At 44.2% G+C, this 21,526-nt stretch carries 15 protein-coding genes; 3 read left to right on the top strand and 12 right to left on the bottom strand.

Translation table 11 applies throughout. The features are described from left to right. Positions 1-339: 339 nt before the first annotated feature. From V7R42_RS10500 to V7R42_RS10490, 3 genes are all read right to left on the bottom strand, one after another. Positions 340-2,067 (bottom strand): AMP-binding protein, encoded by a 1,728-nt coding sequence (locus V7R42_RS10500; RefSeq protein WP_334020147.1) that lies wholly within the window; start codon positions 2,065-2,067, stop codon positions 340-342. Between the two features lie 368 nt (positions 2,068-2,435). Next, positions 2,436-3,014: an EF-hand domain-containing protein gene (locus V7R42_RS10495; protein ID WP_334020134.1), complete on the bottom strand. Its 579-nt coding sequence runs from the start codon at positions 3,012-3,014 to the stop codon at positions 2,436-2,438. Between the two features lie 298 nt (positions 3,015-3,312). Further along, a complete protein-coding gene (locus V7R42_RS10490; RefSeq protein WP_334020132.1) occupies positions 3,313-5,682 on the bottom strand; it encodes a DNA polymerase II in 2,370 nt (789 codons plus the stop codon). Positions 5,683-5,983: 301 nt separating this feature from the next. Here V7R42_RS10490 and V7R42_RS10485 point away from each other — a divergent pair, with 301 nt between their 5' ends. Further along, entirely contained in the window at positions 5,984-7,015 is a 1,032-nt protein-coding gene (locus V7R42_RS10485) for an MBL fold metallo-hydrolase (protein WP_334020146.1), read from the top strand. 58 nt (positions 7,016-7,073) lie between these two features. On the opposite strand, the gene V7R42_RS10480 is transcribed toward V7R42_RS10485, so the two are convergent. The 6 genes from V7R42_RS10480 to V7R42_RS10455 all read right to left on the bottom strand — a co-directional run bounded on the left by V7R42_RS10480 (position 7,074) and on the right by V7R42_RS10455 (position 14,337). Next, positions 7,074-8,402 (bottom strand): sensor histidine kinase, encoded by a 1,329-nt coding sequence (locus tag V7R42_RS10480; RefSeq protein WP_334020131.1) that lies wholly within the window; start codon positions 8,400-8,402, stop codon positions 7,074-7,076. Then, on the bottom strand, positions 8,402-8,986 hold the full coding sequence (locus V7R42_RS10475) for a chemotaxis protein CheX (protein WP_334020130.1): 585 nt from the start codon (positions 8,984-8,986) through the stop codon (positions 8,402-8,404). Before V7R42_RS10475 ends, V7R42_RS10480 begins: the two co-directional genes overlap by 1 nt. Beyond that, on the bottom strand, positions 8,983-9,348 hold the full coding sequence (locus V7R42_RS10470; RefSeq protein WP_334020129.1) for a response regulator: 366 nt from the start codon (positions 9,346-9,348) through the stop codon (positions 8,983-8,985). Before V7R42_RS10470 ends, V7R42_RS10475 begins: the two co-directional genes overlap by 4 nt. Before the next feature lie 266 nt (positions 9,349-9,614). Then, a complete protein-coding gene (locus V7R42_RS10465) occupies positions 9,615-10,790 on the bottom strand; it encodes a pyridoxal phosphate-dependent aminotransferase (protein WP_334020128.1) in 1,176 nt (391 codons plus the stop codon). Positions 10,791-10,804: 14 nt separating this feature from the next. Next, positions 10,805-11,626, bottom strand: coding sequence for a sulfite exporter TauE/SafE family protein (locus V7R42_RS10460; protein ID WP_334020127.1), 822 nt, complete (start codon positions 11,624-11,626; stop codon positions 10,805-10,807). Positions 11,627-11,742: 116 nt separating this feature from the next. Then, positions 11,743-14,337 (bottom strand): TonB-dependent receptor plug domain-containing protein, encoded by a 2,595-nt coding sequence (locus V7R42_RS10455; RefSeq protein ID WP_334020126.1) that lies wholly within the window; start codon positions 14,335-14,337, stop codon positions 11,743-11,745. Between the two features lie 406 nt (positions 14,338-14,743). Here V7R42_RS10455 and V7R42_RS10450 point away from each other — a divergent pair, with 406 nt between their 5' ends. Continuing rightward, positions 14,744-15,724 (top strand): LysR family transcriptional regulator, encoded by a 981-nt coding sequence (locus tag V7R42_RS10450; protein WP_334020124.1) that lies wholly within the window; start codon positions 14,744-14,746, stop codon positions 15,722-15,724. Positions 15,725-15,809: 85 nt separating this feature from the next. On the opposite strand, the gene V7R42_RS10445 is transcribed toward V7R42_RS10450, so the two are convergent. Beyond that, a complete protein-coding gene (locus V7R42_RS10445) occupies positions 15,810-16,523 on the bottom strand; it encodes an endonuclease/exonuclease/phosphatase family protein (RefSeq protein WP_334020123.1) in 714 nt (237 codons plus the stop codon). Beyond that, positions 16,511-18,727, bottom strand: coding sequence for a VTT domain-containing protein (locus V7R42_RS10440; RefSeq protein WP_334020122.1), 2,217 nt, complete (start codon positions 18,725-18,727; stop codon positions 16,511-16,513). The genes V7R42_RS10445 and V7R42_RS10440 overlap by 13 nt, the downstream gene beginning before the upstream one ends. A 250-nt stretch (positions 18,728-18,977) precedes the next feature. Here V7R42_RS10440 and V7R42_RS10435 point away from each other — a divergent pair, with 250 nt between their 5' ends. Beyond that, the gene (locus V7R42_RS10435) at positions 18,978-20,720 is read left to right on the top strand and encodes a PAS domain S-box protein (protein WP_334020121.1); all 1,743 of its coding nucleotides are present in this window, start codon (positions 18,978-18,980) and stop codon (positions 20,718-20,720) included. A 78-nt stretch (positions 20,721-20,798) separates the two neighbouring features. Here the strand turns inward: V7R42_RS10435 and V7R42_RS10430 are convergent, their stop codons facing one another. After that, complete coding sequence (locus V7R42_RS10430; protein ID WP_334020120.1) at positions 20,799-21,395, bottom strand: porin family protein; 597 nt, start codon at positions 21,393-21,395, stop codon at positions 20,799-20,801. Between the last annotated feature and the right edge of the window lie 131 nt (positions 21,396-21,526).

Raw genomic sequence — 21,526 nt, 5'->3', positions numbered from 1 at the left:
AGAAAAAAAATGGGGTCAGAGTACATTAATCCGCACTCCCCCAGCAACACCTCAAATTGGGGTCAGAGTACTTTATTACTTTAAACATCAGAACATATTCATTCCCTTACCCCCAGTGCCGCTAAATCAGAGAAATGTACTCTGACCCCTTTATTGCAGGCTACCTAAACAAAACGTGGTTTTTATCTCTTTAGGAAATAGTTTGACGATATGGTAAATAGGTACAGACTGTAGCTTAGGTGCAATCGTTGGAAATACGAATGTAGGGTCAGAGTGCTTTAAAGCGTTATCTTTTAAAAAGTACTCTGACCCCACTATTGGGTGGGATTATGATTCGGTTTATAGAGCTTGCTTCTTCAGGGTTTCTATCATGTATTCGCGCATTTTAAACTTCTGAAGTTTCCCTGTTACCGTCATGGGATACTCTTTCACTACGCTGATGTACTTGGGCACTTTAAAATAGGCAAGCTTAGATTTTAAGTAGTCGCGTATTTGCTGTTCATCTATATGTCGATTTTCCTTTGCTTTAATCCATAGGCATACTTGCTCGCCATATTTGTTGTCAGGAATACCAAAGACAGCGGCGTCTGACACATCCGCATGTTGATACAAGACTTCTTCAATTTCTCGTGGATAAATGTTCTCGCCACCGCGAATGATCATGTCTTTAATTCTGCCAACAATAGTGACATAGCCTTCACAGTCCATTTCTCCGAGATCACCAGAATGGAGCCAACCTTCATCGTCTATGGTGGCTTTCGTCTTAACCTCATCACCCCAATAACCTTTCATTACACAGTAGCCTCTCGCGCAAATCTCACCCGGTTCTCCAATAGGCACCGTATTGCCTTGGGGATCTATGATTCTCACTTCTGTATGGGGCATGGCTCGTCCTACGGTTTTGACCTGTTTTTCAAACGGAGAATCAATATCAGTGATATGGTTGATAGGGCTGCATTCTGTTTGGCCATAGCCTATGACGACTTCAGTCATATGAAATTCACTATGAACTTTTCGCATTAGCTCTTCAGGACAGGTACTACCAGCCATAACGCCGGTTCTTAGTGTTGATAGATCAAAGCTCTTGAAGTTGGATAGTTCGAGCTCGGCAATAAACATGGTTGGTACGCCATGTAATCCCGTGCACTTTTCTTCTTCTACTGTACGGAGTGTTGTCTCAGGGTCGAATGACTCCCCGGGGAATACTGCGCATGCACCCGATGCTAAGCAAACTAAGTTGCCCAAGACCATTCCAAAGCAGTGATAAAGCGGTACGGGAATACAAAGTTTGTCTTTGTGCGTGAACCTCATTGCTTGTGATACTAATAACCCGTTATTTAGAATGTTTCGGTGCGTTAACGTTGCGCCTTTCGGATTTCCCGTGGTGCCGGAGGTAAACTGAATATTGATGTTATCATCCGCGCTAAGGTTCGATTCAACGGCCTCCAACTGAGATTTAAGCGCTTCCGTTGGTTCTAATTGCAATGCAGAAAAAGCCTGTAATCCTTCTACAGGCTTATCGCCAATAGTGTATACATATTTAAGTGAAGGCAACTTAGCAAGCGTTAGAGGACGCTTTGGTGTGTTCTTATCTTGGCTGTCTATTTCTGGCGCAAGCTCTTTCAACATGGCGACGTAATTTGACTGCTTGAATGACTGTGCCATGACTAAGTATTTTACGGCAACGTTATTAATGGCAAACGCTAATTCATCAGGACGATAAGCTGGGTTCAGGCATACCATGATCGCCCCGATTCGCGCAGTGGCCATCTGTACGATCGACCATTCAATATTGTTCGGAGACCATATACCTACGCGGTCTCCGGGTATTACACCGTTTGCAATTAAGCCGCAAGCAACACGCTCTACTTCATACCAATACTGCTGATAGGTCCAGCTAACGTCTTGATGTTTTACAATTATCGCTGGATTATCGCCGTAATTGTCGACAACATTTTTGAAATACTGACTGATAGTGAGCGACGTCAGTTCAGCGTCATCAGAGCCAGTAAACTCACTTTTCTGAAGAGGGAGTAAGGAGTTCGGTGTAAATTTTGATTCCATAATATCTTGCCTCCATGCGCGTACGCATCTGATTTATATATAAATAATAGAGTTGGCTGTTTCGGCTTTTGGTTCCAAATAACCAATGGCAACAATTGCAGTAAATGCTGAATACACAACGAATAAAACAAATAATTCAATCTTTATTAACAATATTGTTGCAAACGGGTTTTGTCGACAAGATGTTAGTCGTATATGGCGTTATTCAACGATGGATTCGTGTGACTCGTCGTACACGCTGAAAGGAGAGTAATAACTAAAAGTGACAATGTACTTGATGTCTAAAGAAAATTATCTCGACTTTAAAGAAAGAAAAAAGCCTCCGACGAAGGAGGCTTCCTAAAAATTTTTATTTTACGAGTGGTGAGCGTCTATTCAGACTCAATACCTTCGAAGTATGCACGATATTCCATACGGGTAACGTATGAATCGCCATTTTCATCTATCATCTCAAAGTCACCTTCGACATGTGCAACTTTTAACTCCTCGGCTGTAAGCTTACCGTCGCTGTCTACATCGATTTCAGTAAACTTATTGTCGGCTGTAGCTGACATCTCGGTGCGAAGCTCCTTATTCTTCTCTGATATCATCTCACCGTCAGCTTTAGAGAATAATTCAGGGTTGCCCTTTTCCGAGAGTAAAGCGTCATTGGTGCCTTCAGTTTTCACCTGAGTAATGATGTCGTCGCTAAACATTGATGGCTTTTCATCAACAAACTTGTTGAATTCAACACGGCTTATCATGCTATCACCATCGGTATCCATTTTTGCGAGAAGCTTATTGTCAATAACGCCAGAAGACTCAGAACCGACGATATAGCCGTTCCCATCTTTATCCATTGCGCTAAATCCCATCGAGATCTTCTCCTCGTGGTGGCCTGCTACTGCTGAAGCAGATAGTGTTGCAGCAATAACAGCGCTGGTAATCATACTTAGTTTTGTGATCTTCATAATCAAATTCCTTCTGGCTTTTACAGTGAACTTGGGCGCTCAATTGCCCTAACCACTAGGTCCACAGACCTCAACACAGGTGCAGATTGTAAGTTTCAACCTGACACCGCTAATGACTTACGTAATTCATTATTCATTGAATGTGCCAAATGCATAACTAACTGATTTAATGGCGTAATAAAAATTTAAGGCGAGGATTTTAATGTTATTGCTATGTTAAATTGTCGCAGTGTTTGCAAGATCTTCATACGTCAAACTTAAGTGGACATCATGTTTAGGTAAGACCCTGTTAAAGATACTAAAACAGTGAGAGTTGATCGTTCGCTATTGTCTCAAACTGTAGGCCAATAAGAGGCAAGATGCTATCGGCAATGGGTTGGATTTGCTTTTCAATATAGTGATCGTATTGAAGGGGGGCCGTTGCGGTTTCGACGGTTTGAGGGCCTTGTACTGTAATGACATAGGCAATAGTAGTATTAAACTGATAGCGAAGTGGTAATCCCTGTTCTTTATACTGCTCATCCGCTAATCGAGCTGCCCTTACGTGGGGAGGCAGCGACTTTGTATACGACGACAAAGGCTTTCGAAGGCGCTTTTTATATATCAAAGCGTGGTCCATTTCACCGGATCTTATCGCGGCTATCGTGCTATTTATGTAGTCTTCAACAGGCTGTCCAGTGAACACTTTTTTATACAGCTCGTACTGAAAGGTTTTAGCTAGTATCGTCCAATCAGAGCGGACATTTTCTAAGCCTTTAAAGACAAGTTCACCGCCTTTCATTCCTGCGTAACGTTTTTTGCTGCCTTCGGAAGAGCCTCGGATCGTCGGCATAAAAAACGTAGAAAAGTGAGATTCAAACTCAATTTCTAAGTGGCATTCAATGTCGAACTCACTTTTTAGTAACTCAGTCCACTTTCGATTAATAATGCTAGCTAGCTCAAGTCCAGTTTCTGACGGCGAACCCAGTGCATCATTCCCTTCTACATGAACAAATGTTGAGTCGGTATCACCGTAAATAACCGTATAGCCTAGTTCTTCAATCCAACCCGCAGTGGTTTGCATGATCTCATGACCCCGCAGCGTAATAGAGCTAGCCAGGCGAGGATCGTAGAAGGGACAGCCGCCACTACCAAGGACACCATAGAAGGAGTTCATTAATATTTTTATGGCCTGAGAGCGCGGTGCGTCTTTCTGTTTTTTCGCCTCGTCGCGCTGAAGCCATAGGTTTTCAATGATCGAAGGCAGAAAATGAGATTCACGACTAAATACTGCGCCTTTAAACCCTTCTATCGAAGAGTCCGGATACTTAAGCCCTTCTGCAAGCCCCAACGGATCGATTTTGAAAGTGCGAATTATGGAAGGATAAAGGCTCTTAAAATCGAGGACTAAAACGTCCTTATATAAACCTGGCTGGGAACGCATGACATAACCACCCGGACTAGCCAAGCCTCCATTTTCAGGTCTAACCCCCGCCACATAAGACTTGCGGTGAAGCTTAGGCAAGTACACATTTAAAAACGCGGCCACTGAGCCTCCGGGACGACTCATATCCAGGCCGGTAAGAATACTACGCAACGCTAAAAAATCGATAAACTGGGTTTTATCCTGAATGCGGTTAACCAGTTCAGTATCCTTGAAGTTATAGTTGGCGAGTACAACGGGGTCACTATGATACAGACGCTTTATCGCTTCAAGCTTATCGGCAGCTTGAATAAGCTTATTTTCGCCAAGCAGTACTTCAGAAACGTGATCAAGCGAGAACGACTCGAATTGATAAGTCATTGTTTTTAGTGCTTCGATCCCATCAATCACGCATCGTCCTGGTACATCAACCAGGGTTTGATCTTCCCACTGTCTTACAGATGCCTCTCGTTCGTGCCGGCCGATGGCATATTTAAGCGCATTCGCACGAGCGCGGCGCTCAAGTATCGCCATATCGAACTGCTTAACGTTCCACCCTAAAATGATGTCTGGGTCGTAGGATGTAAAATAGGCAAAAAATGCTTCTAGCAGTGCCTTTTCTGATTCAACGGTAATGAGCTCATATGCGCTGTCTTCTTGTCCCTGCAATGTTTGCCCAATAAAACGTGGCGGGCATACAAGCAGCACAACGTTGAGTCCTTCGCCTGCTAGCGCAATGCTAAACAGTTCTTCATGCTCATTGCATTCGATATCTATGCTTAGCGATGTAAACGTGGTTCTGAATTGGCAAGGCCTGATTTGCGCATTCTCTATAACAATCTGCGACGTATGCTCTAAAGGCTGAGGTGCCAGAAATTCCACCGCGCCATACACAAAGCGCTCCATTAAGTAGCGGTCGGCAACGCGTATATCAGCTTCGTACAATATAATGCTGCTTTCCTGCGCATGCTGGCGAAGCTGATGCATGTGTGATTCGGTTGCAGTTTTTACTGTCGCAACAGGAACTTGTTCCAGCGTGTGAAATCCGTCATCTGAAATACTGATCTTTGCTGAAATACGCTCGGCTATATTGCGTAAATCATTCGCGTGATCTACTGATACAAAGCAGGTGGGGTATTGGGGTGAAGAAATTAACCTAGCGGTGCTACTGGGCGTTTTTACCCATAGCTCAACATAAACCTTGCCTCGCCGGGTAAACGTACTTTTATTGAGTATAAACCCCTGTTGTATTGTTGAGGCTGACATGAATCTGATTTACTAACCGGCTTTGTTGACGTTAATTTCTTTAATTAGTCTCATGGGCGTATACGTTTTATAAACTCGCATTACCATTATCTGTTCTATGACTGGCACAAAGGCGCAATAAAAATGCGCTACCTCAGTGCACGAGAATCGGCATTTGGCTTAGTATAACGTTTGTTATCACCGACTCCTATAGATCTCTATTCGACAGATATGTTTGTTTTTGTAAGCAGCGCGAGTTACAACGAAAACGTATAGTCTTTGTGCAGGTTAGACCATGCACAATAGAAAAGGTGAGGGCGATATGGAATATCTATTTGATAAACAGGTAGAGCCGGGCGAGCTAATAGAAGTGGCCGATGGAGTACTTTGGCTGACAATGCCGCTTCCATTTGAACTTGACCACATTAATTTGTATCTGATCCGCGGTGAAGGCGGTTGGGTAGTCATTGATACTGGTATAGGAACGTCTACCACCAAGTCTCTATGGGAGAGAATATTCAAGCAATTAGACGGACCTATCGTAAGTGTTATTGTTACGCACTTACACCCTGATCATGTGGGGTTAGCCGGTTGGATAGCCGACACGTATAACGTTCCCTTTTACATGTCTCAAACTGAGTACTTTACTGCTCGCGCGTTTGCGGCAGGAAGAAATGGCGCAACTAATGAACGGGATGTGCAATATTACCAGCGAGCAGGTTTGGACAAATCAATGATCGACAAGCTTACTTCTGGCGAGGGCAATGGCTACAGTAGCGTGGTATCACCACTACCCATTAGCTACACCCGTCTAAAACAGGGTATGACGCTATCGCTTGGTGATAACGAATGGCAGGTCATCATTGGTCGCGGCCACTCTCCAGAGCATGCGTGCCTTTACAATAAGCAAAAAAATATTCTCATATCAGGCGATCATATTTTGCCGATTATCACGCCTAACATTGGCGCCTACTCAACAGAGCCTGACGCCAACACCTTAGACGACTACCTTAGCACACTGCCGCAATTTAAAAGCTTGCCGAAAGATACGACAGTCTTACCCGCTCACAAGCTTCCCTTTATCGGCCTACATGAGCGAGTAGATTCGCTTATTGCTCATCATCAAGAGCACCTAAAAGCACTGTTAAATGCGTGCGAGCAACCTCAAACGGTCGTAGAGCTATTACCAGTTATGTTTAAGCGCAAGCTTTCAAGCCGAAACATGGTGTTTGCAGTTGCAGAGTGTTTGTCTCATCTTAATTACTTGCTTAACGAAGGGGCTATTTCGCGGACGTTAAACAGCAAGGGGGTGTATACATTTAAAGCCTGTGAAGTAAAAAAGCTTGCTGGTTAGTTCAGTCAGAAGACATAAAAACACAGTGAGGATTACCAACTTCTCACTCTGAACTAGGCTATCCGAATTTTAGACTTTCCGCTTCATTCTCTTTATTCTCTTCATCACCTTCGCTAGAGGGTGCTTGTGCTGCAGGCTGTTTCGGAATGGTGATCTCTACCACGGTTCCTTTTGCCTCTTTGCTGCTAATAGATATTTTACCGTGATGTTGTTCGATGGCGGTGTAAGCCACAGAAAGGCCCAGGCCTTGGCCTTGCCCTTCGGGTTTTGTAGTAAAGAAGGGTTCAAAAACGCGCTTTAAATGTTTTGTTGGAATACCGCAACCCGAGTCCAGTATTTTGATAGTCACCGACTTGGGTGAATTGAGCACCGTAAGCTTAATGAAACCCTTATCTTTTATGGCTTGAGCAGCGTTTATCATGACGTTCATGAGCGCCTGTTTCAACGGTCCAGGGTTTCCCATTACCTCCACTTTCTCATGCTCACATTCAAATTTATATTGGGGCGCGCTGTACTGGGCGGAAATAAGCGTGATTAGCTGGCGGCATACGGCGCATATATCGACTATCTGCACGCCTTCGGTGGTTTCCAGCGAGAAGTTTTTGAGGTTTTCGACGATGTCTTTTACGCGGGTAAGGCCATCGGTAGACTCGCCAATTAACTCAGTGATGTCGTCTTTCAGCAAGTCGTAGTGATTAGACTCAAACAGCGCGTCGATCTGCTCTTTAAGTTCGTCGGTGAAGTATTCGAGTTGCCCTTGGACGCCATCACAGATTGCTATAAGGTGAGACGCGTATTGTTCAAGTGTATTGAGGTTAGCATTCACAAAACCAATAGGATTATTTATCTCGTGGGCGATCCCCGCCGCGAGCTGGCCAGTAGAGGCCATTTTCTCAGCTTGAATAAGCTGGCTTTGTGCGGTGTCGAGTTTGCGAATTAACTTTTTTTGCGCTTCGTGTTCTTTCTTAAGTGCTTCTGAAAGTTTTTGCTGTGCTCTAAAATAGCTGGCTTGGGCGGTCACATCTTGTAAAAAAATACACGCCAACTTTTGCCCCGTGTTCTTGTCTTTTATGGGCAAAATTTCCATATTTTGGTACATCTGGGTTTCTTCACCCGTTATAGGGCGAGAGCTCTTAAACGGAAAAATGTGGGGGCGTTGTTCCCAATAGCTAAAACTTGGGTGCTGCAGGACAAATACTGACTTTAGCCTTCGTTTAAGAAACTTACCTTGTCCTTGAAATAACTCAACGACTGGCGTTTCTTTATAGCAGTCGCGCATATTGTAAGGAAGCCTATCTAAAAAGAAGTCGTTCAGATAAACAACCTTAAAGTTCTCGTCGACTATACCAATTCCGACAGGTAATTTACCTACCAGCTGTTCAAACATTATGCGAGTAACTCATCCAATGTATCTTTCATGCGTGCAAGAGATTCATCGTCTAAGCAGAAAACAACGCGCATACTAAATGACGAGATCGCGATAATAAACTGCACTTCCATCACCAAGCTGTGCTGCCATTGCAACTCATCGAAGTTCGCTTTGTCGGGCAAAAATAACGTGGGCATATTCAGGTTAGTGGCAAGCTCCAACTGATCGGAAAGACCTGCCAAACACGCTCCAGCCAGAATGTTACATAGCTCCAGTATGATCTCTTGAATATCTTCTTTGCTTAACGGTTCATCGTAATCCATTAATGTAGCGACCTCACTCAATCCAGCTTGAGAAAGCACAGACATAACTTCACCGTGTACGTCCCCTAAAAAAGACTGACGAGTATAAAAGGCGTCTTCGGTTTCAAATAAGAGGCTATAAAGCTGGGTGGGAGTAACCGCTGAAATTTTTGGGATAGAAATATCGATTTTGGTTTCAATTAATTGCGCAAGAGAGTTAGCTGCTTGCCCCATGGAAATATTTAGGAGTTCTTGAAGGGCATCTCTTTGCTCTTCGTCTAGTGGTAGTACAATGCTCATAGATACCCCAATTCAAACAATGACATTGCTAATTCTTCTTTATCAAGCGGCTTGCGTAAAAAACGTTTTGCCCCCAAAGACATTACAATTTTTTGTTTTTCTGGCTGAAAGTCAGCGCTGATCACAATTACATTCGGGGGGTTGGGTCTTCGGTGCAAGAATTCCAACACGCCAACGCCGTCAACTTCTGGCATGGTTAGGTCTAGAAGAACCAATGCAAATTCACTTTCTGACAAAGCGTTAATGGCTTCTTGACCGTTTGTTGCTTCGGTGATGTCATACTCTAAATCTTGAGGAAGTGACCGAATCACACTACGCCTCGACAACTTAGAGTCATCAGCTACTAATACAGAAATTGACATTTACAGCCTCCTAGACGGCATTTAGTGCGATGCCTTTTTAGTAAAGTATGTGCAACTTTAGCGTTACTGCAACAATACTGTAAAAATTTTCCAAACCGCGTATTCTTTGAGCAGTGGCGCTTTAAAATGAGTATATGACAGAAGTGACTTTTATGCGTATTAGACTTTTAGTTGAAAATGATTCGTCGCGTAAAAGTGTAAGTAGTAGAAAGTGTGGGGCTATAAGTAGAAAGGTGTGCACTGACCGACAATGCACACCCTAACTGTTAAGTGTTTTGCATAGTGTACATTTTTTCAAGAGCTCTAGGCATGGCATCAACGTAGCGTTTTACGTCGCCAATTTTCCCCATACTTACGCGAGACCAATTGTTGTACGTACGGTAGATTCCTCTAATCAGCACGTTCTGTTCAGCCATGGCTTGACGGAAGTACTCGGCATTACCGTCACCTAGATTAACAAAAATAAAGTTAGTACTAGAAGGTAGCGCTGTCAATCCATTGGCTTCTACTGCGTCCATAACTATAGATTTACCCTCATAAATTTTCTCTTTAGAGAATGTTAAAAAGGCATCATCATTATAGCTGGCGATAGCTGCAGCAAGGCCTGCTTGATTCAATGTATAGCCGCCCATACCGTAGCGATTAATCCACTCAGTATTTTCCTCTGATGCGATTAAGTAGCCTACGCGCATACCCGCTAAGCCATAAATCTTTGAGAAGGTTCGCGCTACGATGACATTATGACCTGCTTTAACGAGCGGAATCATTGAATGCTTAGGTGGCTCATCGATAAGCTCGTTATATGCCTCATCAACTAAGACCAGCGTTTTTTTAGATGCTTTTATACAGAATTCGCGAAGCTTGTTCGGGTCGAGCACTTTGCCGGTGGGGTTGTTTGGATTACATATATGTACCATTCCAATTGAATCATCAATAGCGGCATACATGGCATCAAGGTCTATATCAAGATCTGCTGTGTTAGCGATTCTTACTATTTCTGGCGCACCTTGCTTTTCAGGCGCTTTAGAGGTGGTGTCCCAAAATAGATCAGGGCCCAAAATTTTTCCATTTTTGCTGGCAGCAAGGGCAGCGTAGGAAAGAATGGGGCTTGAGCCAGCACTCAAAGATATGTGCTTACGAGTGATACTATAGCGTTCAGCAATCATATCTAATAGCGTCATAGCAGCGGGATAAGCGTAGTAAGCCCCGCCTTCCGCAGAAGCTTTCGCGATTGCTTCTAGTGCTTTCGGGCTTGGACCAAATGGGTTTTCATTAGCGTTGAGTTTCGCAACACCTGGTTTTGGGCCATACATTACAGTTAATGGGGAAGCGGTTGCGCTGACAGATTGGGCGCTAACTAGGCTACTAATGCCACTCGCGCCTAATGTAGACGCAGCTGCGGTGCCGCCCATAAATAAGCGTCTTGAACGGTTAAAACTCACAGGTTGTCTCCTTTTTAAATGGCTTTATAAAACATTGCGCTAGAAACAATGACGAGATAAATGCCGAATAAGCGCTTTAGTTTCTTTTCACTGAAGTTATGCGCCATTTTTGCCCCAATGGGGGCGGTAAAGATTGCACCAATACTGATAGCAACTAGTGCAGGAATATTGATGTATCCGATAGTACCTGCCGGTAAAGCGGCGGTCTCAGGGTGCTTCATAAACAAAAAGCCAATGGCACCCGGAAGACCAATTAGAAAGCCGACGCCTGCTGCGGTCGCAACCGCTTGCTGAATGGTGCGTTGGCACATCACCATGGTGATTACGGTTGGCGTACCGCCACCTATACCAAGTAGAGCAGAGAAGCCACCCAGAACAAACGCTAGAATTGCTTTTCCTACTCCTTTCGGCATATCGAAAACCAGTCCAGGTCTTACAACGAACTCAGGAAAGAGGAAGTACACAGAGTAAAGTAGAACACCTGCGGCAAACACCACCGTTAGTCCATTGGCACTGGAATTATTTGCGATGAGTAGTCCGCCCCCAACACCAAGAATAAGCCAAACACTCCATGAGCGAAGAATGTCAAAATCTACAGCTCCTTTCGCTCGGTGTGCCATTACCGACCTAGCACTGGAAACCACAATAGATGCCAGAGAAGTTCCGATCGCTACCTTAACGAGAGCTTCTGAAGGAGGAGTAAAAAACGGAAAAACTGCGAGAAGAGCGGGTACAACAACAAATCCCCCACCATTACCAAACAGGCCGGCTGTGATACCCGCGATGGCACCAGTTATACATAAAGTAACTACAAACCAGAGTAGCTCTATTTCCATTTACCTTTTACTCCACATGAAACAGCTTTAAACATGAATAACCCTTTAAGTTTTTCTTATATACAGTTGGCTAGATACACAAACACCGACATAGGTCGGTGTTTGCAAAGAGCCAATTAGAAACGGGCGGCAAGTCGGGTGTAGTAATACCCCCCTTGCCAATCAACGACCGAGGCAGAGTCATAGACTTCACCGCAACAGGCGTCGCCGTTGGTACTCACATCTGGATAGTTGTCGAAGATATTTCTTACACCTACTGACAGCGTGAGGTTTTCGTTAATCAGGTAGGAGCCTTCTAAATCGAACATATATTCGTCACCAAAAGTTTGAATACTTGTTGCGTTTACGCCGTCATCACTTCCTGCATTTTCATACTCTCCAAAGTAGCTAAGACGAGCTACAGCGGACCACACGTCGTAACTGTGGGTAATCGAAAAGACCCCGCGCATTTCTGGACGGCTATTTTCGAAGTCAAATTGATCTTCGGGATCGAGATACTCGCTTGGATCAGAATCAAACTCTGTTTTGTTATAATTCACAGAGCCGGTTAACACCGTTGCGCCGTACTTCGATTCCATCCTGTAGGTGGCTACAACGTCTACACCTTCGGTTACAGTATCGAAAGCGTTTTGGAAGAAGAACACACCACCGATGGACTCTGCGCCAGAAACATTAGCACTCGCCAGGGCCAGGTAGTTTTGGTATGCATCATAGCCCTCAGCTTGCGGGTCGGTAACGACAGTGGTGGACACATCTCGTGTAGATACAGAGTAAAGACGGTCTTCAAGTTTGATGTTGTAGTAATCAACCGTTAACGTTAAGTCACCATAATTGGCAGTCATACCTAACGTAAAGTTTGTCGATTTCTCCGGTGAAAGTTCGTTGGCACCAAGAGCCTGTGCTACTTCGCCGCCAGCAGGGAATAGTCCTGTTGCTACAGGAAAGCCATCGGGGAGGCGCGTGGATACGTTGGTCGTGCCTTGCTGACCTGGAGTCGGTGCTCTAAAGCCAGTGCCGAAAGACGATCTGATGCCCACATCATCATTTAACTGATAAAATCCTGCTACTTTGTACACAACCTCTGAACCGAAGTCAGAATAGTCTTCATAACGTAGCGCAGCCTGGGCAAACAGTTCGTCAGTAATGTCACCGGAGATATCCGTATATACGGCATATGAGTCACGTTCATATGAGCCTGAATAGTCTGGCGAATAGCCCGGGAATCCGTTAGAGCCAACGCCTACTACGGTGTAAACGGCATCATCTGGATCTGAACAGTCTAGTGTAGAACCGTTTGCAATAACGGCTAAACCAGCAGCTGTGGCTGTGGTGCCATCACAAAATCCATAAGGGTCAGACGTTGCATAAGGCCCCGCAAAATATGAGCTTAACTCACCTTCAGTGATTTCGTATGACTCATCTAAATAGCTTGCGCCAAAGGCAAGAACATACTGGTTTAAGTCGTAGGTGAAGTCAGCTTGAACTTGTGTTTCTTCGTTGGTGAGATCTCCCGGCTTGAAGGAAGTGGGCGATTCGTTGCCAAGAGACGGGTTAATAGTATTGGCGAGCGTGTAAGAGATTTCGTTATTTCCGTAACGGCCACTGATGTCGTAAGTAAGGTCACCCGACATACCTTTAACGCCACCCACAAAAGAGTAGTCAGTCACATCACCGAAGAAACGCGGAGTGAAACCACCGGGGAAGAACTCAAGTGGGTTCCAGATTGAACCGTCCTCAAGTCGAATGTCTTCAATGGTGCCATTGCCTGGATAACGATAATAGAATGAACCGTCACCCTCACTTTCTGAATAGTTGCCGAATGCATAGAGCTCTAGTTCGCTAGATAATGCGTAACCTGCGTTGAAGAAAACGCGAGTACCACTTGTATTTGGCTGCCCCCATGGTTGAACTACATCTGAACCATGGACACTGTTCGCCATAGCGGTAGCATCAGCAATGTATTCATCTGACTGGTCATCCACGCAAAACCATGGTTCACAATATTGCTCACCACGAAAGGTGGCTTCGCTGTCAGAATACTCAGCGGAAATACTAAAAAATCCGTCGTCACCTAACGCAAAACCTTTATTCCCTGTAACGGTAATTTGATCGCCGTCTCCTTCGTAATAGCTCCCGTAGTCAGCAGTAATTGAGCCGCCTTCGGTGTTATTTTTTAATTGAAAGTTGATTACACCTGCGATGGCATCTGAGCCGTACTGCGCAGCCGCACCGTCACGCAGAACTTCAACACTTTGAATTGCTGCTGTTGGAATGGTTGCAATGTCTGGTCCCTGTGTGCCTGAGCCGCCAATTGAAACAAGGGCAGCTCTGTGACGACGTTTAGAGTTGACTAAAACAAGCGTTTTATCAGTAGGCATGCCTCGAAGTGTTGCCGGACGAATAAAGGTACCCCCGTCGGAAATAGGCTGACGGCCTACAGAGTAAGAGGGAACAAGCGTCATTAGCACATTGTTCATATCGGTAAAAGCGACAGCCTCAACGTCTTCAGCGGTGAGTACATCAACCGGTACTGGAGAACTGGTTACTGAACGTGGTGCACCGCGGGCACCAACAACGGCAATGCGTTCTAGGTCTTTGGCTTCTGTGGTTTCTTCTGTTACTTCTTGCGCCTGTACAAGCAATGAAGTAGTGAAAAGTGTTAATCCGGAAAGTGCGTAACGTACTGCAGTGTGGAGCTTTTTCTGTTTCATTTGTGTTCCCAATCGTGCTTATTGCTACTTAATTTGTGGATGTTGATTATTTAAATCTGCACCCTTATTAGGCACGCACGAGCACTACTTTGATGCGAACTGCATCCTGTTATTGTTATCTAGCTACTCGTGTACAAGGACTAGGCTAAAAACTCTTTAGTGTTGCGGGAAGAAAGAAGATTATTCAGGGGTATAAGAAAAATATTGAGCTATCTCTCAGAGCGCTAATTTTATGCTATTAGACTTAAGCTCGTGGGAATATGAGATTTTTTCACCCGGTTTCCGTTGCCGGATTTTTACAATTTTGCTTCATATAATTTAATGGAATGGCATATTCGTTGCTGTAACCTATCGAAAACATCCACCGTTCTTGATCTATAACTCACCGCCTTACTGAGGAGGGCTAGTGCATTCAAAACAGCTGCATTATTTTGTTATGACTGTACGCAAAGGCAGTATTGCGGCGGCAGCGAGAGCATTAGATATCGCCCAGCCAGCTATTAGCCAGCAGTTAGCAAGTTTAGAAAGAGAGATGAAGGCGACGCTGCTCGAAAGAAGCTTTTCGGGCGTGAATCTCACATCGGCGGGCGAAGTTTTTTATAAGCACGCAATAAAGCTACTAACGGAAATAGAAAATGTAAAAACGGCGATGGAAGCCTTACAAACCGGCCATAAGAAGGTTGTAAAAATAGGAATGCTACCGTCAATCGGTAATGTGCTTTCATTACCGCTGCTCACCGAAATCACGAAGAATTATAATAGTCTTAAAATCGAAATTAGTACTGGACCGTCTTACACCATTAATGACTGGCTTGAGTCAAACCAAGTGGATATTGCGCTTACTTATCAGCAAGCTGTCGACCCTAAATTCATGCGGGTTACGCCGCTCATTCAAGAAGATCTCCACTTAGTATTTTCTGCTTCCTCTTCGTGTGAACAATATGCCACGCTTCGAGATAAAACCACGATCCGGTTTTGGGAAATAAGTGAATTGCCTTTACTGTCACCTGGTAACAAAGACGCATTGGGACAATTAATTGCTGATTATGAAAAAGCAACGGGTGTTAGTTTGCAGCATGACTTAGCTTACTCTGGACAACTTATGACGGGGCTTAGGCAAGTTATGCAGGGAGAAGGGGTGATGATTCTCCCTACCTCTGCGATATTTCATTTAAAAGAGTCTGGCTTAGTTTCATCATTGAAAATAACCCAGCCAGAAATGCAGCGCACTGTACTTGCTGCAACAAATAAGAGTGCCGAGACAATGCAAGATCACAGTCAGTTTATTGATATTGTCAGGAAAGTAGTAGCACAAGAAAACGCGCTAAACCACTGGTGCGGCACATTAGAGTTTGCCGCTTCTTCCTTTATTTCTCGACCAGCATAACGCACTGCGCCAACAAGAAAGTAAAGCTAAATTGCGTACTCGATGTGAAAAAAGCAACGTAGTGAGTATGCGTAACAGCAATTTGTCAGCCGTTATCGTAGGGGAGCTCAATATCAACAAGTACAGGTAAATGATCTGACAAAATTCGTGTCTTTGCGCTTTTTAACCTTCTGCATGTTTTCACTTTGATATCGTCAGACACCCACACTCTATCAAGTGCAAATACAGGAAAGTGGCTTGGAAATGTTGCCCCTACTTTCTGCTGCGAGAGCAATTCATTTAGTGCTCTAAAGGCTTTTGAAAAAAACTGCCACTCATTGAAATCACCAGCTAATACGAGAGGCGTATGCCTTTCTTTTAGTCGACGAGAAAGGTGCTCGTGGAGCAAAGAGAACTGTGAGCGGCGCTCTAACTTTTTTAGTCCTTTATGTGTATTGACCACCGTAAGTGGTGTCTTTTCTGTTTTAAGTTCCACAATCTGAACATTTCTTGGCTGTCGACCATTTTGACTAACATCCACTGTATCGTGGGCTGTCACATCAAAGCGAGTGAGAATGGCGTTACCATACCAGCCGTCAGACTCCCTAATGGCGGGGGACGGAATGAGCTTAAACGTGTTTTCGGCGCAGATATCCTTAACGTCCTGTGCTGTACTCCGTTCAGAGGGCCGTGTATCCATCTCTTGCAGAAGCACAACATCTGCGCCGCTATTTGCGAGAAATTGTCCTACCCGTTTATAGTCGTGCTTTTTGTCTCTACCTATTCCGCTGTGAATGTTGTAGGTCACTATGCGGCACATTTCTCAACCTCATCTTTTTCACCATTGCCACTTACACTATCTTGACTGGCCGACTCCTTCCGTGCTTGGTAATAGCGAGCAAATTTTTGCGAGCCCCAAATCATAAGTCCCCATAAAACGATTCCGCCTACCAAATAGCTGATGGTTTCAATAGAAGGGTTCTGCCAAATTTGTGCGATCGAATCGCCCACAAGTCCTTTTGCAATCATGGGTGGAAACATACCTAAAAAAGTTCCCACTAAAAATTGGAAAATGCTAATGGATGAGATACCCGCAACCAAATTTACTAAGCTGAATGGTGCTACAGGCAACATACGAATTGCTGCAACGCCAACAATTCCACTACGCTTTAGCTTTTCGTCAACAGCAGCGACCTTTGGTCCACCTATTTTCCTAAGGCCCGCGTTGCCTGATACCTTACCTATTCCAAACATAATTGCAGAGCTCATTAATGCCCCCATAATGCCGTAAATAGGTCCCCATATAGGACCAAAAATAGCAGCTACAGCAAGAGACAACACTGTGACTGGGAAAAATAAGACGCCGCCGACAACATAAACCAGTAATACAGTCGGTAACGCAAAGTACGTCCCCCGGCTTTTTTCCAAAAAGGCATTTATGCTGTCAGAACTTAACCATGGAATAGACTGGCTAGCCCAAAACATAAGCCCGCCCAGAACGGCAATTATAGCGAGGCCAATTAAAATCATAATGCTGCGGCGTCTTGGGTTGCGCGCTGGCAATGCTGCTCCATCGAGGGTAGGCACTGAAATGAGCGGCTCTTCAGGGTCAGATAATGCGCGGAAGACGTTTTTTACCGATTGTTCGGTAAATACTTCATCACGGACTTCGGTAAGTACGTAGCCGTGTGCTATCTGATTCTGCATTAATGCTTCAACTGGGTATTCATTGTCGAATACCTCTGGCATTGCATTAATGTCGCGCCCGGTATGCTCTGCCAGTAAATCATTTCTAACTTGCTCGATACACGCTTGATTGTCTTTGGTATTACCAAATAACACCGTGTCAATTTCGGTGTCTAAGGTCATTGAGCGATTACTCAAGTTCGACGACCCGATAACGAGATATTTGTTATCTATTGTCATCACTTTAGAGTGGATACGTTTGTAAGCCTTGCGACCTTGCATGTCTTCTATTGACGAGTAAGTTAGTTTTACTCGTTTGGAGTCAACCCCTTTTTCTAAAATCGCCTTAAACTCTATGCGGCTAGCCCAAAATGCTTCGCACTCAAATTTCCCCTTCGGTTCGTAGGAACTTACAATAATGACCGATAGCTCGGGCTTTAGCTTTAATTGCCTATTAAGCGCCTCAGCAATTTCTTGACGAGTCGTGAACTGATTTTCAATATAAATGACCGATTCTGCCTCACCAATAAGGTCAAGCAGCATATGGCGTACCTCTTGCGCCGGCTCTACTTCATCCATAAACGGGATGGTGCGGGCAAGAGCACATTCTACGTCTTCAAAAAGAGGCGGATAATCTTCAGGCCATGCATCGGGAAGCGGCGCATTTTCATCAACGCGTGCATCTTCACGAATATCGATGGGAGACTCTTCTGCAACGCGTTGCCATCTCCACCTTACCAATTTAGAGAAGTCGGCAACCACAGGCCCACTTGAAACCATCTGTACATCATGAAGAGGCCCATACTCGCCGTCGGGACCATCGCGCTCTTCTGACACAACAGGGTGATCTCGTGTATCCCAACGATTTGTTGATACGTCCATCCCACCTGAGAACACCACTTCATCGTCAATAACTACAATTTTTTGGTGCTGGCTTCCGCCCATCGGAATGGTATCGTCGAGCTCGGTCTGAACATTATCTGGGGTCTTTTCTTCCCACACCTCTTTCGCCCACATTTCACGCTGCGCAAAAAAGGCGAGAGAAGAATCCCAACGAAGCAGGTAAATTTTGATATCAGGGTTTTGCTCAGCTTTCCATTTTAGCAGGTCACTAATTACGCTGGGAGCTTCGCTATTGGCTTCATCATCGCCTCGCAACAAACGAATGCGGCTGTCTATATCCCAACCGACAATGAAAATACAGTGCTTAGCTTTGACTATCGAGCTGTGCAGTGCCTTGTAATAGTTTCCGCAATCTATTAGAGGAGTGGAAAAACGAGCCTTGCTCTCTACCCAACAGTTTTGACCTGGTTGAAAAACACTCTTTCCTGATTGCATGGTGTATTACCTATTCTACTTTCTATCTATTTAAGTGATAGTGCAGAATTCGTACCTAATCATCCGCTAGGGTGCACGATTTTAAGTTTATGATTTAGCTATCTAATTTTCATTCTCGGGTGATTTGATTACGCGTTCCAAACGATTCCTTGTAATTTTTTCACGATAAAACGAGTTTAATGTTCATAGTTGGAAATTGGTTGAAATATCTTCTATATAAATTAAAAATTTATACAAAAGGTTAAAGTGAATGAAGCTTTTTTCTAAGGAAGACGCGTCGAAGCAGGCACTTGAACAGTCAATACTCGCTGTCGTGACTATTGATGAGAAAAACAATATTACGTTTTATAACGGCGCTGCTCAAAAATTATGGGGTTACACGCCAAGTGAGGTGTTGGGTAAAAATATAAAAATTCTAGTGCCTCAAGAATATAAGGCGAATCACGATAGTTACGTAAATTCTCACCGACAAACTAACGTCAATAAAATTGTTGGCAGTTCCCGAGAGGTTGAACTAGAAACCAAGAGCGGTGAGCGAATTTGGGTGCAACTCGCACTTTCACAAGTTATTGTCCAAGGCAAGAAGCACTACACCGCATTTGTGCGCGATGTTACAGAAGAGCGTGAATCACGCGAAATTGTGGAGCAAACCCTAGAACAAGCATTAGATGCTGTGGTGTGTATTGACGAGAACAATAACGTAACGTTGTTTAATGCATCAGCCGAAAAATTATGGGGCTACACGCGAAATGAAGTGATTGGCCAAAATGTAAAAATGCTCGTTCCCCAAGAAATCCAAGCGAACCATGATAATTACGTGAACGCGAACAGAGAAACGGGGCAAGACAAAATTGTTGGTACGAGTCGGGAAGTCAAAATAGAGCGCAAAGACGGAGGAAGTCTGTGGGGGAGACTTTCTTTGTCGAAAGTAAGGCTGGCTGATAGAACCCTCTATACGGCTTTTATAAAGGATGTTACCGAAGAAGTTGAACAACGAGAGATGCAGCGAATGCTTTCTCTTGTTGCTAATGAGACGGATAACGCGGTAATTATCTCTGACGCCAATGGGTTAATAGAATATGTGAATAATGGCTTTTATCGACTGACTGGCTGGCAACTTGATGAAATTAAGGGTAAGAAACCGGGCTCTTTTTTACAAGGCGAAGAAACGGATCCGCGGACCGTTAGTGTTATACGCCAAAAAATCAAAAACCGAGAAGCCTTTTACGATGAAATACTCAACTATAGAAAAGATGGAACGCCTTATTGGACTTCACTATCAATAAACCCCGTTTTTAAAGAAGGCAATTTAGTTAACTTCATTGCAGTGCAGGCTGATATCACGCGTGTGAAACAGATGGCGCTAGACTTCACGAACAAATTAAAGGCTATTGGCAGTGCGTTGGTACTTCTTGAGATGAAGCCAAATGGTGAAGTTATAGAGGCAAACAAATTGTTACGCGAAACATTAAAGGACGTAATGAGCTCAGATGCATTTGCTAGTGAACTAATGGGGAGTCTATCCACAGAAGATAAATCAACACTTGAAGCATCAGGGTTTGTTTCAAAGATTGCTGAGTTTGAAATTGGTAATAGTTACTTGGCATTTGATGCGCGAATAAGCGCGCTTAAAAACTTCAACGGTCAAATAACGCGCTACGTATTTTTTGCTATTAACGTTACGTCCAGAAAGCAAGCTGTAAACGACACGCAAGACGCCATGAAAGAATTATTGGAGACCAGCCAAACCATCAGTAACATTGTTGGCACCATTAACTCTATTTCCGAGCAAACCAATTTATTAGCATTGAATGCGGCTATTGAAGCAGCAAGAGCGGGTGAAATGGGCAGAGGGTTTGCAGTAGTTGCTGACGAAGTGAGAACGCTGGCAGGCAACTCGCAGTCATCGTCAAACGAAATTGACAACCTGGTAAAAACAACGGTGGCAAAAATAGAAGAGTTAGCTCAACTCATTCAGCGCATAGATGGTTAACCGAAAACGCCTTCGTCACCTGTGGCGAAGGCGTTTAGATCTCATCCGTTTAAATTAAAACGGAGACACCGTATTCAATTAGAAGCGGTATTCTACACCGATGCTCGCTTGTTTTAGATCTGTTTCAAAATCTGTATCGTCGATGTCGTCAAATGCTTCGTCTGCATCAAGCTCGGTATCATAAACAGTGTATTCAGCGTTAACTAAGAAGTTACTTGTAATTGCGTAACTTAGACCTGCGCCAACGAAGAGACTTTCGTCATCGTTATCGCGTGAAATACCGGCAAAGTTATACTCTGTCTCTGACCAAAGCTGGCCTGCTTTCGCGTACAGCGAAAAACGCTCGGTTAGCGGAAGAATACCTTTAATGGCTGCTGTATAACCATCTGTTTCAGCACCTGCGATATCGTTACCGTAGTCACCGAAATCAATATAGCCACCTTCAATGGCAACCCACTCATTAAACTTATAACCTACCAGGCCTTGCCAAACATCTTTATCGTCGTCAAAGTCATCTTCGCCTTCAACACGTAGATAACCGTAATTACCACCTACGTAAAAACCACTGTCCTTGGCTTCAATTTGGTTTGACTGAGCGTGGGCACCGAATGACGCCATTGCACTGATAGTGGCAACCGCAGCAAGTCCAGTTAGTGTTTTAAGTGTGTTTTTCATAAGTTCTTCCTCATTACTTCTTAACATTCCATCGACTTCTTATATGAAGCTAATGCGTCTTGATTACATGTATCCTGTATCAATTGCTGTGCCATGGTAGAAATTTCAAATTCTGGTTCAATTAAGAGCAA

The sequence above is a fragment of the Alteromonas sp. S015 genome, assembly GCF_036864485.1.
Classification (GTDB): Bacteria; Pseudomonadota; Gammaproteobacteria; order Enterobacterales; family Alteromonadaceae; genus Alteromonas.
The sequence above is the reverse complement of the archived record's forward strand: the minus strand, read 5'-3'. Positions and strand labels throughout refer to the sequence as shown.

Excerpts from the sequence above, each read along its gene's own strand:
- V7R42_RS10475 (WP_334020130.1), bottom strand. The coding sequence starts at position 8,986 with ATGAGCATTGTACTACCACTAGACGAAGAGCAAAGAGATGCCCTTCAA.
- V7R42_RS10460 (WP_334020127.1), bottom strand. The coding sequence starts at position 11,626 with ATGGAAATAGAGCTACTCTGGTTTGTAGTTACTTTATGTATAACTGGT.
- V7R42_RS10485 (WP_334020146.1), top strand. The coding sequence starts at position 5,984 with ATGGAATATCTATTTGATAAACAGGTAGAGCCGGGCGAGCTAATAGAA.
- V7R42_RS10490 (WP_334020132.1), bottom strand. The coding sequence starts at position 5,682 with ATGTCAGCCTCAACAATACAACAGGGGTTTATACTCAATAAAAGTACG.
- V7R42_RS10495 (WP_334020134.1), bottom strand. The coding sequence starts at position 3,014 with ATGAAGATCACAAAACTAAGTATGATTACCAGCGCTGTTATTGCTGCA.
- V7R42_RS10435 (WP_334020121.1), top strand. The coding sequence starts at position 18,978 with ATGAAGCTTTTTTCTAAGGAAGACGCGTCGAAGCAGGCACTTGAACAG.
- V7R42_RS10480 (WP_334020131.1), bottom strand. The coding sequence starts at position 8,402 with ATGTTTGAACAGCTGGTAGGTAAATTACCTGTCGGAATTGGTATAGTC.
- V7R42_RS10445 (WP_334020123.1), bottom strand. The coding sequence starts at position 16,523 with ATGTGCCGCATAGTGACCTACAACATTCACAGCGGAATAGGTAGAGAC.
- V7R42_RS10455 (WP_334020126.1), bottom strand. The coding sequence starts at position 14,337 with ATGAAACAGAAAAAGCTCCACACTGCAGTACGTTACGCACTTTCCGGA.
- V7R42_RS10440 (WP_334020122.1), bottom strand. The coding sequence starts at position 18,727 with ATGCAATCAGGAAAGAGTGTTTTTCAACCAGGTCAAAACTGTTGGGTA.
- V7R42_RS10470 (WP_334020129.1), bottom strand. The coding sequence starts at position 9,348 with ATGTCAATTTCTGTATTAGTAGCTGATGACTCTAAGTTGTCGAGGCGT.
- V7R42_RS10430 (WP_334020120.1), bottom strand. The coding sequence starts at position 21,395 with ATGAAAAACACACTTAAAACACTAACTGGACTTGCTGCGGTTGCCACT.